Annotated in this window: 17 protein-coding genes and 1 tRNA gene; 15 read left to right on the top strand and 3 right to left on the bottom strand. The window is 41.4% G+C overall.

Annotated elements, in window-relative coordinates; translation table 11 throughout:
* The first annotated feature begins 1 nt into the window (after position 1).
* The 4 genes from D6853_RS00670 (at position 2) to D6853_RS00655 (ending at position 4373) form a co-directional block, all read left to right on the top strand.
* Positions 2–754, top strand: coding sequence for a response regulator transcription factor (locus tag D6853_RS00670; protein ID WP_120655889.1), 753 nt, complete (start codon positions 2–4; stop codon positions 752–754).
* 84 nt (positions 755–838) lie between these two features.
* Positions 839–1780 carry an ABC transporter permease gene (locus tag D6853_RS00665; RefSeq protein WP_092246768.1) on the top strand — a complete coding sequence of 314 codons (942 nt, stop codon included), beginning with the start codon at positions 839–841 and terminating at the stop codon, positions 1778–1780.
* A 9-nt stretch (positions 1781–1789) separates the two neighbouring features.
* Complete coding sequence (locus tag D6853_RS00660) at positions 1790–2710, top strand: carbohydrate ABC transporter permease (RefSeq protein ID WP_092246765.1); 921 nt, start codon at positions 1790–1792, stop codon at positions 2708–2710.
* Between the two features lie 43 nt (positions 2711–2753).
* Positions 2754–4373, top strand: a complete 1620-nt coding sequence (locus D6853_RS00655; protein ID WP_120655888.1) for an ABC transporter substrate-binding protein — start codon at positions 2754–2756, stop codon at positions 4371–4373.
* Between the two features lie 352 nt (positions 4374–4725).
* On the opposite strand, the gene D6853_RS00650 is transcribed toward D6853_RS00655, so the two are convergent.
* Both D6853_RS00650 and D6853_RS00645 read right to left on the bottom strand, forming a co-directional pair.
* Positions 4726–4798: transfer RNA gene (locus D6853_RS00650), tRNA-Thr, on the bottom strand.
* A gap of 99 nt (positions 4799–4897) precedes the next feature.
* The gene (locus tag D6853_RS00645) at positions 4898–5845 is read right to left on the bottom strand and encodes an SGNH/GDSL hydrolase family protein (protein WP_207667197.1); all 948 of its coding nucleotides are present in this window, start codon (positions 5843–5845) and stop codon (positions 4898–4900) included.
* 124 nt (positions 5846–5969) lie between these two features.
* Here D6853_RS00645 and glmS point away from each other — a divergent pair, with 124 nt between their 5' ends.
* From glmS to D6853_RS00620, 5 genes are all read left to right on the top strand, one after another.
* Positions 5970–7793 carry a glutamine--fructose-6-phosphate transaminase (isomerizing) gene (glmS, locus tag D6853_RS00640; RefSeq protein WP_120655886.1) on the top strand — a complete coding sequence of 608 codons (1824 nt, stop codon included), beginning with the start codon at positions 5970–5972 and terminating at the stop codon, positions 7791–7793.
* 216 nt (positions 7794–8009) lie between these two features.
* Positions 8010–8687, top strand: coding sequence for a response regulator transcription factor (locus D6853_RS00635; protein ID WP_120655885.1), 678 nt, complete (start codon positions 8010–8012; stop codon positions 8685–8687).
* Positions 8680–9579, top strand: a complete 900-nt coding sequence (locus tag D6853_RS00630; protein ID WP_120655884.1) for a sensor histidine kinase — start codon at positions 8680–8682, stop codon at positions 9577–9579. Before D6853_RS00635 ends, D6853_RS00630 begins: the two co-directional genes overlap by 8 nt.
* Positions 9580–9702: 123 nt before the next feature.
* Positions 9703–10386 carry an ABC transporter ATP-binding protein gene (locus D6853_RS00625; protein ID WP_120655883.1) on the top strand — a complete coding sequence of 228 codons (684 nt, stop codon included), beginning with the start codon at positions 9703–9705 and terminating at the stop codon, positions 10384–10386.
* Positions 10380–13016 carry an ABC transporter permease gene (locus tag D6853_RS00620; RefSeq protein ID WP_120655882.1) on the top strand — a complete coding sequence of 879 codons (2637 nt, stop codon included), beginning with the start codon at positions 10380–10382 and terminating at the stop codon, positions 13014–13016. The genes D6853_RS00625 and D6853_RS00620 overlap by 7 nt, the downstream gene beginning before the upstream one ends.
* Before the next feature lie 7 nt (positions 13017–13023).
* On the opposite strand, the gene D6853_RS00615 is transcribed toward D6853_RS00620, so the two are convergent.
* Entirely contained in the window at positions 13024–13536 is a 513-nt protein-coding gene (locus D6853_RS00615) for a CAP domain-containing protein (protein ID WP_120655881.1), read from the bottom strand.
* A gap of 296 nt (positions 13537–13832) precedes the next feature.
* Here D6853_RS00615 and D6853_RS00610 point away from each other — a divergent pair, with 296 nt between their 5' ends.
* The 6 genes from D6853_RS00610 (at position 13833) to D6853_RS00585 (ending at position 19504) form a co-directional block, all read left to right on the top strand.
* Positions 13833–15098: a 6-phosphofructokinase gene (locus D6853_RS00610; protein ID WP_120655880.1), complete on the top strand. Its 1266-nt coding sequence runs from the start codon at positions 13833–13835 to the stop codon at positions 15096–15098.
* Between the two features lie 197 nt (positions 15099–15295).
* Entirely contained in the window at positions 15296–15724 is a 429-nt protein-coding gene (locus D6853_RS00605) for a hypothetical protein (RefSeq protein ID WP_120655879.1), read from the top strand.
* Positions 15725–16005: 281 nt separating this feature from the next.
* On the top strand, positions 16006–16281 hold the full coding sequence (locus D6853_RS00600) for a hypothetical protein (protein ID WP_120655878.1): 276 nt from the start codon (positions 16006–16008) through the stop codon (positions 16279–16281).
* A 336-nt stretch (positions 16282–16617) separates the two neighbouring features.
* The gene (locus tag D6853_RS00595) at positions 16618–18273 is read left to right on the top strand and encodes a DUF4135 domain-containing protein (protein ID WP_120655877.1); all 1656 of its coding nucleotides are present in this window, start codon (positions 16618–16620) and stop codon (positions 18271–18273) included.
* A complete protein-coding gene (locus D6853_RS00590; RefSeq protein WP_120655876.1) occupies positions 18261–18563 on the top strand; it encodes a hypothetical protein in 303 nt (100 codons plus the stop codon). The genes D6853_RS00595 and D6853_RS00590 overlap by 13 nt, the downstream gene beginning before the upstream one ends.
* A 218-nt stretch (positions 18564–18781) precedes the next feature.
* A complete protein-coding gene (locus D6853_RS00585) occupies positions 18782–19504 on the top strand; it encodes a LytR/AlgR family response regulator transcription factor (RefSeq protein ID WP_120655875.1) in 723 nt (240 codons plus the stop codon).
* The last annotated feature ends 33 nt before the right edge of the window (positions 19505–19537 follow it).

Raw genomic sequence — 19537 nt, 5'->3', positions numbered from 1 at the left:
GATGAAGAAAGTTGTCATCATAGATGATGAGCCCATAATCGTACAGGGGTTGTCAAAAAGTGTAGATTGGGCCAAATACGGCTGCGAAGTGGTAGGAACTGCGGGAGACGGAGTTGAGGGAAAAAGAGTTATCGAAGAGCTACATCCGGATATTCTTTTCCTTGATATCTGTATGCCGCAGATGGACGGACTCACCATGATCGCGGGACTTAAGTCGGAATACTCGGATATGCAGATCGCTATTCTTACCGGATTTAGAGATTTTGAATATGCGCAGAAGGCGATCAACCTCGGAGTGTCCAGGTTTTTGCTAAAGCCGTCCAATATGGATGAGATAAATGAAGCCATAGCTCATATGGTCGAAAGATCGGATAAGATAAAAGGAACAAGCAGTGACTCTTCTGAAGACGGAGAGTCGGAAGAGGCAGTAGCCGATAACTTCATCGTTAGAAATGCTCTCAGCTACATAGAAGAACATTATAACGAGAAGATTCTTTTGTCCGATGTCGCAGACAAGGTCTATGTGAGCCAGTGGCATTTAAGTAAGCTTCTTAATAAGGAGACCGGCAAGAATTTCTCGGAGATACTCAATACCGTTCGTATCAAGAAAGCTTCCGAGCTGTTAAAAGATCCTTCGAAGCGAATAAGCGATGTCGCGGAGGAAGTCGGATTCTTGGATGTGGCCCATTTTTCAAGGGTTTTCAAGAAGGTAAAAGGCATATCCGCAAACGAATACAGAAATCACACAAAATAGTACAAAAATGAACAAAATGGTGCCGTGACTTAGGGATTTGCAGACTCTACAATATTCTTAGAGAAGTAAAAAAGGGGGCTGCAAATGTCTAAGACTAAAAAACGAGCAAGTCTAAAGAAAACTATATTTCTGACAAGCATGGTCTTGCCGGGAGCAATCTGGTTTTTTTTCTTAAGATATCTTCCAATGGCGGGAATTGTTCTCGCGTTCAAGAATTATAAAGTTTATCCCAAAAATCCAACATTCTGGAATAATCTGATGCATTCTGCGTGGTCAGGTTTAAAGAATTTCGAGTTCTTGTTTGCCACAACGGATTCCTGGATATATATAAGAAACACTATCTGTTATAACGTTGTATGGATCGCATTGGGCCTGGTGATCGCAGTTGCTTTCGCAATCATGCTGCATGAGCTTACCAATAAGTTTGTGGCAAAGACATACCAGACACTTATGTTTTTCCCATATTTCTTAAGCTGGGTTGTAGCAAGTTATTTCCTGCTTGCATTCCTTGATCCCACAAAGGGACTTATCGATCATTTCCTTATGACCAAAGGTCTTGAAAAGATAGACTGGTACAATACGCCGAAATATTGGCCGTTTATCCTGACGATATGTAATCTTTGGAAGAATATAGGATATTCATCAATCCTGTATCTGGCAGCCATAACCGGAATCGATACGACGCAGTACGAAGCGGCGGCTATCGACGGAGCTACCAAGTGGCAGCAGATATTCTACGTGACAATTCCTAACTTAAGACCGATGATCTGCATTCTTCTTATCATGAATGTCGGCAAGATCTTCAATTCCGATTTTGGTCTGTTCTACACGGTACCTCTTAATTCGGGATCTCTTTTCTCGGCGACGCAGGTTATCGATACCTATATTTACAGAGTTTTGACGGCAACCAATAATATCGGAATGTCGACGGCGGGAGGTCTTTTGCAAAATGCCGTAGGCTTCGTGTGCATTATGTTTGCCAATAAGGTGGTAAAAAAGATTGATGAGGACAGCGCACTGTTCTAAGGAGGATATATGGCTAACGTTAAGACTAAAAGAAGAAGGATAAATTCCATATCCGTTCCGGCAGAAATAATATGCCATATCGTGCTTATTCTGTTCTGTCTCTTGTGTATCGTGCCGTTTGTGTTTGTAGTGATCATCTCTTTTACATCGCAGGAGAGCATAAGAGCGATAGGATATTCGTTTATTCCCAAGACGACGTCGCTGGAAGCATACAACTATGTTATGAAGCTTGGAGATCAGCTTTGGAGATCGTATTTTAACAGCTTCTTTATAACTATCGTCGGAACGATACTTACGATGCTGGTTACAATCCTTTACTCCTACGGGCTTTACAGAAAGGATTTCAAATTCCGAAAGTTCTTTACCTTCTGGGCGTTCTTTACAATGCTCTTCGGAGGCGGCCTTGCACCTACATATGTTGTTTGTAAGACGGTTCTTGGACTTTCAGACAGCTACTGGGCAGTAATAATCCCGATGCTCCTTAATCCGTTCAACATCATTGTTATGAGGACTTTTTTCCAGAGTTCGATTCCGGAGGAACTCATAGATGCAGCGGCGATCGACGGGGCGGGAGAGTATACGACACTGTTTAAGATCATTATTCCCATTTCCAAACCTGGAATAGCAACGGTCGGTTTGTTATCGGCACTGGCGTATTGGAACGAGTGGTTCATTCCAATGCTTTATATAAGAGAAGCCAAGTTCTTCCCACTTCAGTATCTGCTTATGCAGATGCAGACCAAGGTGGATTTCCTTGTGAAGAACTCATCCATGATCGGTGCGGAGGCGAGCAATATCGTAAGCGATCTTCCGTCAGATTCACTCAGGATGGCACTGGTTGTTCTTATCGTAGTTCCGATTGCTTGTGCGTATCCTTTTTTCCAGAGATACATTGTTTCGGGACTTACGATCGGTTCGGTAAAAGGATGATGTTAATGATGCACGAGACGTGCTTTTAAAAAAGGAGGGTTATATGAAGAAGAAACTAATGGCAGTATTGTTATCATGTACTATGGTACTGGCTGCAGTCGGATGTGGGGCTTCAGGAGGTGCAACACAAAGTTCGGGCGATGCAGGAGAAGCAGCTCCCTCAGCGGAAGCAGCAGAGCCGGCAGCACCTGAGGAGATTGATGCAGCTTCTCTTGATCCCGTTACTCTTAAGATGTACTTCCACGGAAGTAACGTAACCGATGACAGCAAAGTGCTGGAAGAGGTTAACGCATATCTTAAAGACAAGATCAATGTTACTCTTGAGCCTATCTGGGGCACATGGGGTGATTTCGATCAGAATGCGGTGCTTGCGCTTCAGGGTGGAGACGATATTGATATTTACTTTACATGCTCTTGGAGTGCCGATGAGTACAACAAGTTTGCAAGAGACGGTTACTGGGTAAGACTTGATAATCCCGAGAACAACCTGATCGAGAAGTACGGACAGGATCTTTGGAAGCTCCTTCCCGAAGTTCTTATCAACGGTGCTACTATCAACGGTTCCGACGGATACGGCGTTTATGCTGTTCCCGGATACAAGGATATCGCTACTCAGAACTGCTGGGATGTTAACGTAGATCTTTTGGAGAAATACGGATACACACTCGATGATATCAAGAATACCGACTACTATGGATTTGAAGAGATCTTAAAGACTGTAAAAGAAGGCGAAGGAAACGACTTCTATCCTCTTCTTATCGAGGGTGCGGTTCTTGAGAGAATGGTAGACAACACTATCATCGTTACAGGTGACAGCGCAACAGGTAACTTCATGTCATACTATCTTGATCCTACAGACGTTTCAAAGCCCGGCAAGTACGGCAACAAGCTTGTAAACAAGTTTGAGACAGAGGAATTCAAGAAGTTCGTAGATCAGACAAGAAAGTATTATCTTGAAGGCTTCATCGATCCTGCAATGGGTAACAAGAATCAGGCCAACGATACAAGAACAAACAAACAGCTTTCAGGTGAGTACCTCATCGGAACACAGTCATATTCACTCGGATATGAGCTTCAGGCTTCACAGGAGAGAGGAATCCACGTAGAGATGGTTCCTTGCACAGACGCTTATGTTGATACAACATCTTCACAGGGCGCTATGATGGCTATCTCAACAGCTTCCAAGAATCCTGACAGAGCTATGATGTTCCTTAATCTCTTAAATACAGATCCTACACTTATGACACTTCTTAACTACGGTGTACAGGATATTCACTATACCAAGAATGATGACGGAACAATCACATTTACAGATAAGAGAGCTGATTATCAGCCTTGGACAAACGGTGTCGGCAACGTAACAATCCTTCCTCCTACAGACGCTCAGGGCACAGATTTCTGGGATGGATTTAAGTCATACTACGGAGCAGCAAAAGAGATTCCTATTCTCGGATATGCTTATGATTCTTCACAGGTAGAGGCACAGATGGGTGCCGTAGCCAACGTTGTTGATGAGTACATGCTCTCACTTTGCACAGGAACAGTTGACCCCGAAGAGAAGCTTCCTGAGTTCCTTAAGAAGCTTGATGATAACGGAATCAAGGGAATCATCGATGATGCTAACAGTCAGCTCGATACATTTATGGCGGCTAAGGGACAATAAAGCGGTCGCGAGGCTGAATTAAATTGAAATAATACTAATGATAAAAGTTCCACCTCATGCTTGCATGGGGTGGGATTTTTGTTTGAGATGTATATACGCTTTAATGATATACGGATTGCTCCACAGCTAAAGCTGTTTTCGCAATCCTACAATAATTCAGAGTGTCGTACCTTTTAGTTTTATTGATATACGGATTGCTCCACAGCTAAAGCTGTTTTCGCAATCCTACAAAAATTCGGAATCCGCGTTATCACGCTACTTCCTCATTTTTGTTAGGGTCGTAAATTAAAAGCAGTCCACTTTCATGCGAGCATGAAGTGGACTGTTTCAATTACGACACCTATATCAATAAAGCTGCTGACGGGAATCGAACCCGTGACCTCCGCACTACCAATGCGACGCACTACCGACTGTGCTACAACAGCTTGGGACTCATCAGAGCCACGAACATTATTGTAGCAATAGAATATGGCATTGTCAATTGAAAAATGGGTGGACCGTAAGCTTAGGTCCACCCATCATTTTTATACGTCTGTTCCTATTACTGACATGTAGTAAGAATAAAGGTTCTTGTACGTTGAACGGTTGTAATGAAGCCCGTCTGAAGCAGAGAATCCGTTCTGCTTAAGGAATGAATATCCGTCGATCCACTTGATACGAGGATCAAGCTCTGCCTTAAGTCTGGCATTAAATTTCTCAATCTGATCGTTGGATACAGTAGAGCAGTCGCCTACGGGAGTTACTGCAGCGTAGTAAACCGTAATTCCCTGTGCCTCCCATGCATCAATATTGCTGTTTACAAGCTTGATGTACTTGGAAGCATTGGCAAGGTCATTGACACCGAAGTTGATGACCATTGTTGTGCCCGCGCCGGCGCTTGCCTGAATCTGAGGCATTGCAGTGTTCTTAAACCAGTTGTAGCCCTCGCCGACCTTGGCTACATAAGCTTTATCATTGGAACCTACAGCCATCTGAAGCTGAACGGTTCTGGAATCACCTACGAAAAGATAAGGAATACCGGGAAGATTCTGTGACACGTAATTACCTATTATATATGCAACAGTGTCATTGTAGCTGATCTCATACCAGCCGTTGTCGGTAGTTCCTGTAACTGAAACACAGTTGCCCCAACCGAGTTTGCCGATGGGATTGTACTGTGTGCCCGCACCGTCGCGCACGTTGACGGTTTCGGTAACGTACATGGTAACGGGAGTTTCTAACTTAGTAACTGTAAAAGGTGTGGAAACTTCATAGGCAGCTGCATCCTCAGGCTGTTCAGCGACAGGTGCATCGGGCTGCTGTTCCGTAGCGGGTGCTTCCGTAGTTTCCACGGGAGCGGCTTCAGGAGTTTCTTCTGCAATACATACTGTTCCGTTTGCCAGAAATCCTAAAGCGAATATCATGGCAAATGCTGCTACAAAGGGACTTTTCGCTATTAAGTTGTTTGTTTTTTCGTTAGTTTTTTTCTTCATAACATTAAATTCCATAATTCCTAAGCATTGTACATGATGATCAATTTGATGTCAAATTTGACTATAAAGTAACAAACTTTTATAATAAATCAGTTGAATAAAAGGTAATCGAATAGGAGATATTATGTGCGGAATTATCGGTTATATTGGTAAGAGAAGTACCAAAGAGATACTTCTTGATTCACTTGAACTTTTGGAATACAGAGGATATGACAGTGCGGGAATAGCTCTTTTCCCCGGTGAGGCTGATGCACCTTTAGTTAAGAAGGTTGCGGGTCGCGTGTCCAAGTTAAGAGAGATCACTGCGGCAGATACGGAAGAGGCATGCGCAGGTATCGGTCATACACGTTGGGCTACACACGGCGGTGTCAGCGATGCCAATGCTCATCCCCACAATCAGGGCAGAGTAACTCTCGTGCACAACGGAATTATAGAGAACTACAAGGAGCTTGTTAAGGAATACAATCTTAAGGATAAGCTCGTTTCAGAGACAGATACAGAGGTAGCAGCTGCGATCATGGATCACTTCTATGACGGAGATGCAGAGAAGGCTATCAGATCAACTATCAGCGTATTAAAGGGAACATTTGCTTTCGCGGTTCTTTTTGCGGATCAGCCCGGCAAGATCTATGCGGCTCGTAACGTAAGCCCTATCGTTGTTGCCATGACCGAGCACGGCGCTATGCTTGCTTCAGACGTAGCGGCTCTCGGTGTTCACGCCAAGGAGTACGCTTTCCTTCCCGAGTATCACATCGCATGCCTTTCATCCAAGGGAATCGTGGTACACGATGAGAAGAAGCACGAGGTACCTCTCCAGCTTATGACTATCGACTGGGATACCAGCCGTGGCGGCAAGGGCGGATATGCTTTTTATATGGAAAAAGAGATCCACGAGCAGCCCGATGCTATCAGAGACACTATCATGCCTCATATAGTAGAAGGAAGAACAACATTTACAGCTGAGGGTATTCCGCATTCTCTTTTCAGAGAAAATCAGAATATTATCGTAATCGCCTGCGGAACAGCTATGCATGCGGGACTTATCGGACAGCAGCTCTTCCATACACTTGCCAACATCCACACCGATGTTGCGGTTGCTTCCGAGTTTACTTATACCAATCCTGTTATCAAGCCCGGTACTCTTGTTATCGCTGTTTCTCAGTCAGGTGAAACAATCGATACTCTTGAGGCTATCAAGTATGCCAAGAAGAGAGGCGCCAAGGTTCTTTCTATAGTTAATGTAAAGGGATCTACAATTGCCGATAACAGTGACTATTGCATTTACACACAGGCAGGCCCTGAGATTGCGGTTGCAAGTACCAAGGCATTTACAAGCCAGATTTCGATATTCTATCTGCTTGCCATTCATACCGCAAGACTTAACGGTATGCTCGAGCCCGAAGAGATGAAGGCGTACCTTGATGAACTTATGACTGTTCCCGATGCTATCGAGCAGATTCTTGAGAAAAAAGAATTTGTAAAGAAGATGACAAACAAGTTCCTTCACGCAGATAACGCATTCATGATCGGCAGAGGACTTGATTACTCTCTTCTTCTTGAGGGATCACTTAAATTAAAAGAAATCTCATATGTTCATTCAGAAGCATATGCTTCAGGTGAGCTTAAGCACGGAACGATCGCGCTTATCACAGACGGAGTACCTGTAGTTGCTCTTGTAACTCAGAGCTTACTAGCATCCAAGGAATACTCCAATATCAGAGAGGTGCAGTCACGTGGTGCCAGCATGATCCTTATTACCAAAGAGTCTCTCTACAAGGATATGAACATCCCCGAGGATGACACATTTATCCTTCCCGAGATGAGCGATATGTTCATGCCGTTCACTGCAGCAGTTGTAATGCAGCTCATCGCTTATTACACATCTTACACCAAGGGCTTTGACGTTGATAAGCCGAGAAACCTCGCTAAGGTTGTTACGGTTGAGTAATAGAGGATATTGGATAATATAGATCATATCAAGCCATAAGAGCGAAATATTCACTCTTATGGCTTTTTATTTTTCTTCTTTTATAAAACTACACGCAGAAAAGACTTTCAAATGAATTTGCGTGCTTGTTAGCAAGTTGGTGGATGACATTTATACTGCGCTTGATATCATGTATAATAAAAAACACGCTTTATAAACGATAGAGGAGATGATTATTTGGAACAGATTCTTATTGTTGAAGACGATATGACGCTTAATAACGGCTTGTGCCAGGCACTAAAAGATAATGACCGACAGATCGTATCGTGCGAGAGCATAACGGAAGCCAAAGAGCAACTGCTCCTTGGCATGGTTTCTTTGATTCTTCTTGATATAAATCTTCCGGATGGAAACGGAATAGATCTGCTAAAAGAGATCAAGGAAAAGAGTCCGCAGATTCCGGTTATCCTGCTGACCGCAAATGATACCGACAAAGATATTGTTGCCGGATTGGAACAGGGCGCCGACGACTATATAACAAAGCCCTTTTCACTTGCGGTGCTTAGAGCAAGGGTTAATACGCAGCTTCGAAAGATAAAGCCCGATAACAATACGGGGAAATATGTTGATGAAACTTTTGAGTTTGATTATAACAATATGATCTTCACTGCATATGAGCATCAGATCGAATTGTCCAAGACCGAGCAAAAGCTTCTCAGAATACTGACAGACAACGCGGGAATAACCGTAAAAAGAGAAGCTCTTATAGACAGGCTTTGGACCGACGGGGCGGAATATGTTGATGAGAATGCACTTTCCGTAACTGTTAAAAGACTTAGAGACAAGCTCTCCGCTCAAGAAAAGATAAAGACAATCTACGGAATAGGCTACAGCTGGGTAAAAGAGAATGGATAAGCTTATATTTGCATTTGGAATTCTTTTGATCATAATCGCATTTATCATTGTTATAACGGATAAGCTTCGTACAAAAAGAATTCTTGATTCAATTGAAAAGATGCTTCATTCAGCGGTCCGCGGTGAGTTTTCCGCTGATTCTTTTGACGAGGGAAGACTTTCCAAATTAGAATCCGAGCTTTCCGATTTTTTGAGTTCGTCTGCTCTCTCCGCAAATAATATCCGAGGTGAACGAGATAAGATCAGATCGCTGATATCCGATATTTCACATCAGACCAAAACCCCGATCGCAAATCTTTTGTTATACAGCGAGCTTTTGGAAAACAGTGAGCTTTCCGATGTGGAAAGATCCAATGCGGAAGCAATTCATGAACAGGCCGAGAAATTAAGGTTTCTGATAGACAGTCTGGTAAAGCTGTCAAGGCTGGAAAACGGAATTCTTTCGCTTGAACCGAAAGAGACAGCATTATATCCTTTGCTGCAAAACGTAGTCAGGGAGTTTATGGAAAAAGCCGAAGCTAAGGGCCTGTTACTTGAACTTGCAAAAACGGATTCAGTAGCCGTTATCGATGAAAAATGGACACGGGAAGCAGTCGCGAACATCGTTGATAATGCGATCAAGTATACCGAGAAGGGAAGCGTTAAAATAAGCGCTGTAGATTATGAAATGTTCGTGCGAGTAGATATAGAGGATACCGGAATAGGAATTCCCGAGGAGGAGTACTCCAAAATATTTACGCGTTTCTACCGCGGAAAGGCAGTAAAACAAAAAGAAGGAGTGGGAATCGGACTTCATCTTGCAAGGCAGATTCTTTCGGGAGAAGGCGGTTATATCAAGGTTGGTTCCAAGGAAGGCGTAGGTACTGTCTTCTCTGTCTTTTTACCAAGATAATAAAATATGTCAAAACTGTAAGAATTCACTTCGCTCTGCGAAAGAATCCTGAAAGATTTGTATGGGATAATCATCTGTGTAAAGGTATGAACACTTTATGCAGATGATTTTTTTGGAGGAAAAATGGAAATATTACATGTAACCGACTTAAAGAAGACATACGGAAAAGGGGACACGGCGGTTGAGGCTCTAAAGGGCGTTGATCTTTCCGCTGAAAAAGGTGAATTCATTGCGATAGTAGGAACGTCGGGAAGCGGCAAATCCACACTTTTACATATGCTGGGTGGACTTGATCGCCCTACATCCGGAACGGTCTCTATCGACGGAAAAGATATTTTTACTTTAGAGGATGAGGAACTTACCATATTCAGGCGCAGAAAGATCGGCTTTGTTTTCCAATCTTTTAACCTGGTACCGATCCTTTCGGTTTATGAAAACATAGTGCTTCCCATAGAACTTGACGGAAATAAGCCAGATAAAGAATTTGTTGATAGGATAATCGATACTCTTGGATTATCAGGCAAAATAAACGCTTATCCGAACGAGCTTTCCGGCGGTCAACAGCAGCGAGTTGCAATTGCAAGAGCGCTTGCTGCAGCGCCGCAGATAATATTGGCGGATGAACCCACCGGCAATCTTGATTCCAAGACAAGTCAGGACGTTATGGGTCTTTTAAAGGTAATGGGAGAGCGCTTTTCCCAGACGATCATTGTTATCACACATAATGAAGAAATTGCGCAGATGGCGGATAGGATCATCAGGATTGAAGACGGTCTCGTTGTGACTAAAGAGGTACAGGCATGTTAAAAGATAAAAGAGCAAAAGGTCCTGCTGTAGGCAATGGAAAAGTAATACGTAAGCTTGCTTATAAATCGGTAAAAGCTAATTTCAGGAAAAGTCTTGTAGTGATCGTTTCGATCGCACTTTGCACTCTTATGTTTGCAACGCTTTTTACGATTGGAGGAAGCATAATAAGTAAATTTCAGGAGCAGGCCTCAAGACAGGTAGGTTCCAAGAGTGTCGCCGGAGTAAAGTATCTGACCGAAGCTGAATACGATCGCCTTGCTTCCGACGATAAGTTAAAAAGCGTATCCAAGATGATACATATCGGAACTGCTGTAAACGATGAGCTTAATAAGCTATACACCGAGATAGTTTTTTTAGATGCTCCTTGCGCCCAAAATAGTTTCTGCTATCCCGAAGTAGGACGCCTTCCGGAAAAAGAAAATGAGATTTCGGCAAGCAGCTTGGTTTTGCAGGCTTTGGGAATGAACATTACATCAAAAGAGGACTACGAGGAGCTTTTGGGAAAGACGGTCTCCATAAAGATTGAAGGGAAAGACAGCGTTTTTGATCATGAATTTGTGATAGTCGGAATCCATACGGGCGACCGCGCCTCGCTGGCACAATCGGTTTTGGTATCCGAAGAGTTTCAGAAAAAATATGCTCCCACGCCGACAACCTCTTACTATGATGAAGAGGTTCATGAGGGAACGAGGGCGTCTTTTGGAAGAATTGACGCGGAGGTTGATTTCTTTTTCCCTCTGGCTTTTCAATATCAGCTTGATAAAGCTGTTGAAAGAGACGGGCTTCCTTCGAATGTGGAAACCGGTGTGAATTGGGGATATATGGGTTCGAATATGGATCCTTCCACCGTTATCTTTACGACTATATTGCTTCTGACCATTTTTTTGTCGGGATATCTTATTATAAGCAATATTTATCGTATCAATGTTTACACGGACATTCGCTCATACGGGCTGTTAAAAACTGTGGGTACAAGCAGTAAACAGCTTAAGAAGATAATAAAATGGCAGGCAATCTTTCATTCAATACCCGGAATAACAGCAGGTCTCATAGGAGGCCTTGCATTCGGAAGCTTGCTGCTTCCGCTGATTATGAAGATTCTGGCTTTTTCCGAAACTACTGACTCTCGTGCCAGCGTAAATATATGGATACTTTTGTTCTCTGCGCTTTTTTCATATATTACCGTGAGGATATCTGTAGGAAAAGCAGCAAAGACAGCATCAAGAGTAACCCCGATAGAGGCGGTCAGATTTACGGAGAAAGATAGAAGCGGTAAAGGCAAAAAAAGAAAGAAAAAAGCATCATCATTTAACGTCTTTGAATTTGCTTTAAGAAATGTCCTCAGGGAAAAGAAAAGATGCTTTTTTGTGGTACTTTCGTTGTCACTTTCTTTGACGGTGTTAACCATCGTATATACCATGCTTGTTGGTTTTGATGAGAATAAATTCGTCGCTTCTTTTGTGGCAACCGATTTTTCCGTTGCGGATTATTCAACGGATAGCCTTGCCGTTTCGGTGAATTGCTACGATGGGGTTACCGAAGCTTTTTTGGACAAGATAAAAAAACAGGATGGAATACTTAACATCGGAAATGTCTATGCGCAGGAGTATTCTATGCAGAAGCTTAATGAAAGAGACTTCGCAAGATTTAAGGAACGTCTGCTCGATAACGAAAACGTCAAAACCCCGATGCGTGATATGTACATGGCATCCACTGCCGAAGCGGGTGAAGCTTTTGATGAAAACAATACTATTGCGCGAATATACGGAATGGATGAATATCCCATCAGTACGTTGAATATCCTGCATGGCACGTACGACGCCGAAAAGTTTAAAACCGGAAAATATATTTTGGTAAATGAGTATTCTTACGGCAACGAATCAGGAGACGATCCTTTCCCGTATTTCCTGCCGGGAGAAACGGTTGCCGTAAATAATGACGATGGAGAGATCAGAGAATACGAGGTAATGGCAACGATGGACATTCCTTATGCCGTTAGGATACAGGCGTATACGGATATGGATGTGGCTTACGTGCTTCCTTCGGAGGAATTCCTGGATTTCTTTGGAGACAGGATGCCTATGAGAACTCTTATAGATACTACGGATGAAGCGGAGCCTTCATTGGAAAAATGGATGGATGACTATACAACAAAAGTTGAGCCGTCACTTACGTATTCTTCAAGAGCGGTTTATAAAAAGATGTTTTATCAGGTCACCAATATGTTCAAGGCTGTAGGAGGTCTTTTGACGATCATACTTGCTCTTATAGGAATTTTGAACTTTACAAACACCATTGTGACATCGGTTATCTCAAGAAGGCTTGAGCTTGCAATGCTTGAAGCAGTGGGAATGACAAAGAGCCTTCAGAGAAAGAGTATTTGCCTGGAAGGCATTATATACGGAGGCTTGGCGCTGGTATTCGGAGCACTTTTCAGCAGCATTATTTCAATACTTTTTATAAAGCCGATCGAAGGAGAAATGTGGTTCTTTACATACAGATTCACGCTGTTTCCTATTTGCGTTATTTTGCCGTTTCTGATCGTTGTAATGCTACTTATCCCGTATATTGTTTATAAGAGGGCAATGCGGGAAACGGTGATCGAAAGACTAAGGCTTGCCGATGCATAGGATGATCTTACTTCGCAAATACCTGTATCTGATAGCAATTGCCGTTGTAATTGGTGAGGAATCCTCCGCCGTAGTATTTCCAGTAAGGCTTTAGCATGTTCTCACGGTGGCTGTCACTGTTTACGTATGCTTCAAAGATATATTCAACGTATTCGTCGCCGCTGTCGTTTTGGAAATCCCAATCATCGAGAATTTTGGCTATATTTTCGCTTCCGCGCTCATATTTGTTATTAAGTCCAAGCTCGTTGTATACGGTCTTGTAGCTCTCTCCGTTAGGTCTTGTGTGGTCAAAATTGACTGGGAGCTCATAAAGGCGCACATCGGCTACGTCAAAAAGATCGTCGTTTAATTCAAGAGCGGACAAACCGTTCTCTTCCCTGAACGAATTGATCTTTTGAAGCATTATGATGTCATAAAGATCGGGTGGATTAGATGATCTTGCGTATGCGCTTCCCTCAAAAGCAAAAACAGAACATGTGATAATAAAAAGAGCAAGGATTATTCGTAATGTCTTTTTCATAGCTTACACCTATTTGTGCCTGACTATGATGTTAGCTGACTGTAGTTACGATCCCCATTTACAAACTTTTTTCTTATCCTAGATTAATGATAAGGTCGTTTTTGTACCCAAATCAAATAAATAAATAATAAAAATCTATAAACTTTTTAGACAGGAGAAAAAACGCCGGAAAAGTCAAGACTTGTTATTTACTTGGGTGTAAGGCATTATTATCTTAGTTGTGTGAAAATTGCGGGTCAGATCCGTGATATATAAAAAGAAACTACACAAAAATTTAGTTAAGTTGGGAGGGACTCATGAATAACGTCATAATCGGACAGTCAGGTGGGCCTACGGCCGCTATCAATGCGTCTGTGGCCGGCGCTTATGTACGCGCCAAGGAACTCGGAGCACCAAAGGTATTCGGTATGCTCCATGGTATTGAAGGTCTTATTAACGGACACATCGTCGATCTGGACAATTATTTGTCGGATACGACCAATGTGGAACTGCTTAAGAGAACGCCTGCAGCGGTGCTCGGAACATGCAGATACAAGCTTCCTGTAGCAAGTAAGAATGAAGCTGACTACATCAAGATCTTCGACGTTCTTGAGAAGAACAATATCGATATGGTTTTCTATATCGGTGGCAACGATTCAATGGATACAATCATGCAGTTGTCGGATTATGCAAAAGAAAAGGGTAAATCCCAGCGTTTTATCGGCATACCCAAGACAATAGACAATGATCTTCCTATCACCGATCATTGCCCCGGTTTTGGTTCTGCAGCCAAATATATAGCGACCAGCGTAAAAGAGCTGATCCGCGACAATCAGGCAGCTGACAAAAGAAATCCTGCGACCGTTATCGTAGAGATCATGGGAAGAAATGCGGGATGGCTTGCGGCAGCGGCATCTTTATCCAAATCTGATGATTGCTCGGGACCCGATGCAATCTTTCTTCCGGAGAGACCTTTTGACATGGACAAGTTCATGGAGCAGATGAAGGAACTCTCTTCCAAAGGTAAGCCCGTACTTATTGTAATTTCAGAGGGAATCAAACTTGCCGACGGCACATATGTGTGCGAGCTCGGAGGCAAAGTTGCAACGGATACATTCGGTCATAAGCAGATGAGCGCAGCTTGTAAGGTACTTGCCGACAAATTAAGTGCAGAGCTTGGCTTACGTACAAGAACCGTTGAGCTCAGCACTCTTCAGAGAGCAGCTTCTCACATGGCATCACTTACAGACGTAAGAGAGGCTTATCAGTGCGGCTATGAAGCTCTTAATGCTGCCGTTGCGGGTGAGACCGGCAAGATGATCATCATGAAGAGAGCTATGTATCAAGACTTCGGTAAGGAAGAGTGGAGCAGTGATTGCCCTTACATCTGCACTTACGGAACCTACGACATACACTCTATCGCCAACTGCGAGAAGATGATCCCCGATGAGTGGATAACACCCGACGGATGCGGCCTTACAGAGCAGTTTGACAAGTATGCCCGTCCTCTTATCTTCGGCGAGATGATGCCGATCATTTCAGGCGGACTTCCCAGACACCTTGTTATCGCTGAGGCTGTGTGAGATTACCGGTAAATTGAATTACGGATTGAGTTAAGTGGAGAGCTCTGAGGAATAAGTCCTCAGAGCCTTTTTTTTATTACAAATGTTAAGAAAACCTGTTGTTCATAACAAAAAAAACGTCGTTCATCACATTGATGTTGTAATTGCTCTGCAAGGGCTGGTACGCTAAATAAAATAGAATATTATGGAGCGTGAGAATGAATAATTTACTATTTGTGACTGGATGTGCCTGGATAATATGGGCACTATCAAAATGGAAGGTATTTAATTTTATATGGGAAAATAAAGTAATCAAAGTTTTTGGTTGTATTTTGGGGGCTTATAATATGTTTTTGGCTTTTTTTGCCAAGAGGCCAATGGGCGAATTGCTCCTTTTCATCGACTTTGTCCTTGTTTTTGCATTAGATATTTACTTTTTTATGATCAGATTGAAAAAAGGCCAAAAAGGAATTATGAAGATATATCAATTAGTGCTCGGATCTATCTTTATCATTACGGCTTTATGGATGCTTTGGCCTGATCACAGAAGAATTTATGTGGGTGTAGCTACGTTAACAGGTGCTATGATGATGATTACCGCGCCGTTTCAAGAAGGTATAGAAAAATTGAATAAAGAAAAAGCATAACTATTTAGCCTGAATTATATTTCTGGATAACGTTTTAAAACTCCGCGGAAATTTTCCGCGGAGTTTTTTGTTGATTTAAATCACGTTTAACGTTTAACGTTAAAAAGTTTGTTGTTCATAACAAAAAGACCGTCGTTCATCACATTGGTGTTGTAATTGTTTTTAAATGATTGATACGCTATAGAAAATCGTTAATTTTTTATTGGTTCATAGTTAACAGAAAAACCGGTAAAGAAATCAGTATTGACGAAAAAAAGGAAAGTGAGGAGAACTGTAGTATTATGGAAAATCTGATCATTGTTTTCATTCATGTTATTTTATTGGCCCTATGGCTATTTACAATGTGTAAATTTTGGAAAAAAATACGTGGAAAAAAGCATAATTATGAGCGCATTGAAGATGTTTATGAAATAGCTTTGTTTGATATATCCATAATTTTATTACTCATGTATGTGGCGATGATGTCTTTTGGAGTGGGAGTATGGAGCTGTGTTTGTTTGGTCGCGGCCATATGTTTAAGCGCTGTAAATACAAATATAAAGCAGGTGATGGATTAGGAATGGAAATAGCATTTAACGTTTAACGTTAAAAAACTTGTCGTTCATAACAAAAACTTGTCGTTCATCCCATTGTTGTTGAAAAACGTTTTCGGACACATTAAGCTTGGGGTGTAAGGATTTAACGCCTTACCATAACATTATGGGGGAAGTCAAAACACAATGAACAATTAAATGTGCATGAATAACAAAGTCTCTAACATCATTATTGATATAAGTGGATAAAACCAAAACTACTATAACCTGATTATTATTTTTATCCATAATGTTATGCCAAAAGCGGGCCGGAGTATGTCGTGATACTCCGGTCTTAATTAAACGGATTGGACGGGGGAAATGCAAAAGGATGAGAGTACGGTCAAGGAAAAATATATGTTTGAATCCATATATGAATCTTTGGCCAAGGAAAAGCTTAGAAACTTTTACAAGGATGTATGTGTTCTGACAAGCCGCTACGAAGAGACCGGCGGAGAGTGCGTTAATATCAGAAGGATAAAGAGACAGTTCAAGGAATATCTCAAGGGGGAAATAAGAGATATCAGCCAGTCACTTCTTATCACGGATATAAACGAGCAAAGATCGGGGGTTTTGGAATTCTGGGATCTTAACCCGGATTCACAATATAAACAGTATATAGATCGCTTTTTTGAAAAGTACTACTACGAAAGATTCATTGCCAAGTATAAGCTGTGGTATGAAAAAGTCCATAGGACCATGGATCTTGCCTATGCGTATCTTTTGGGAGTGATAAAGAATTACCTGACCGATATAAATAAACTTGTAAAAAAAGGTCTTGTAAAAGAAGCTGAAAAAACCATTCTTTCGGAAGTTGAATTCATAGGAGATAAAAGAAACAGCGGGAAATGCACGGTCAGATGCAAGATCAATGAAGACTATGTTATTTACAAACCCGAGAGCGGAAGAATATTTGAACTTTACGGTAAGCTTATAAGACTTGTAAGCGCCGATGACGATTACAAGATTTTGAATATGGTTCAGGGAAACAAGTATTTCTGGGCTGAGCATCTTGATAACGATAATTGTGATAAAGAGAGCGAGATAAAAGAGTTTTACAAAAATGCAGGATATATGCTCGCTGCAGCGTATTTGATGAATGCAGTCGGCATCAGCGAGGAAAAGATATACTCCGTAGGGAAGTATCCCGTGATGGTTGATGCAGAGACGATTTCTTCGATGAATCTTTTTTCAAAAAAGATGACCAAAGGGAAAAAGCTTTTTGATAGATCTGTATTTAAGACAGCGATCATTCCTATGCATTACAGCAGGGAAAACAAAGATATAATAGAGCACAACGCTTTGGGAGATGTGATATTTGTTGCTCGTTCCGAGAGTGATATAACAGATGAGTTCACGTCCAAGGCAAAAGAGCGATGGGAAGTCAGAAAATACAAAGGAAAACATACGCATTTACCGAAGTTGTCCGGCGAAAGCGTTCCCGTATGGGAGTATGTTGATGATGTTATAGAAGGGTTTGATGAAGGCTATGACAATATCATGGATAGCCTCCCTGCTATATATAAGCTTTTAAAAGATTATGAAAATACCAAGATAAGAATAAGTTTAAGAAACCGCGAATTTTATTCTCAAATGCTAAAAAAGCTTAATTCACCTGAGCTTTTAAAGGATAAAGAGACTACGCAGGATTATATAAAATTAGTTTTTACAGACAGCAGTATAGATGAGTATTCGCTTAAGCATGAGATACAGCAGTTGATGAGAGGTGATGTGCCTTATTTCACAACGCTATTAAAGGACAGAACAGTCTATACCCAGGAATGGGACAGGGCGCTTAAAAGACGCTACGAATCTCCGTTAGAATGCATAATAAATAAGCTCGATGATTTTTCTAAAGAAGATAAAGAAAAACAGATTGATTTTATAAGGAGTGCATTTGACTACGATCACTGCAGCTTAGCTTACTTTGATAATGACAAAAATATAGAAAGTGTGGTGAATGAATGGATTCTATAAAACACGGCATTACAGTCCAGAGACTGGCATTTACTTTTGCTTTGATCGTGGCGTTACTATTGTCAGCATTCAACAGAAACGAAGGTTTGATAGAAGGATTTTATATATCGAATTATGTTATATTATCAGCCTTTTCTCTGATGTTTATTTACAGGATTCTTTTTCGGGAAGATAAAAAAAATAATTCAAGGTTTATTTTGGATATGGAGCCGCCGGAAAAGGTATTGGCGGGATTAAATCTTGTATTGGTAATAGCCTGGCTTTTATGCCAGATAAGTTACTTTCAATAAAGCAAACGATGGAAGGAGGATTGAAGAATGGGATATATTCAAAGCATATTTATTTCTTGTGCATATTGGGAAGGCGTTTGTGATGCTGTCAAAGCGCTTTTAAATGTATGATTGCGTTTTTTTATAAGGGGGATTTGTAATCAGGAGTCGATTTTTCGGCTCCTGATGTGCTATTATGGACAAAGAGGATTGAAAAATATAAATGGGGAGAGAGTAATATGTTCACAATAGCTATTTGTGATGATGATGAGAGGATCAGAGAGTTCATCCAAGATTGTGTGAATGAATTTTTTTCTGTATCAGGGGCGCAGTATAATTTTATCTTGTGTAAAAATGGGGAGGAGCTTGATAAAAAGCTATCTTCGGGGGATGTTTCTATAAATATTCTGTTTCTTGATGTTGAGATGCCGGGGAAAACAGGCATTGAGATAAAAAACAGTCTACAAAAAAATTCCGCTGTCGAAAAAATAATTTTTATAACAAGTCACACCGAAGCAATGCAACAGGCTTTTGGACTTAGGGTAGTCGGCTTTATGAATAAGCCGCTTGATAAAAAGCTTGTGTGCGAATGGATCAGGAATATATATAAGGAATACAGCAGTAAGGAAGGTATTACCTTTGGTGATAAGGTTTATAACTACGATGATATTCTTTATATAAAATCAGACGGAAACTATCTTGTTGCCAAATTGTCAAACGGAAAAGAAACTGCTTCGGAAAGAATGGGAGTGACATCTTTTTTAAAAAAGCTTGAAAATAGATTTGTCCGTATCCATAGGTCGTATATAGTTAACTTGTCTCATGTACAAAGAATCAAATACAATGAGATATGCATCGATAATGAAGAGGCTATTCCGCTTGGAAGAAGTTTTTCTGAAGATGTAAAGAATAAATATGATGACTATGTACTTGCTAAAGTTAAAGGACGTATGGGATGGTAATTTTTTTATTGGATTGTTTATTTGTTTTCTTTG

This window comes from Butyrivibrio sp. X503 (assembly GCF_003625475.1).
Classification (GTDB): domain Bacteria; phylum Bacillota; class Clostridia; order Lachnospirales; family Lachnospiraceae; genus Butyrivibrio.
The sequence above is the reverse complement of the archived record's forward strand: the minus strand, read 5'-3'. Positions and strand labels throughout refer to the sequence as shown.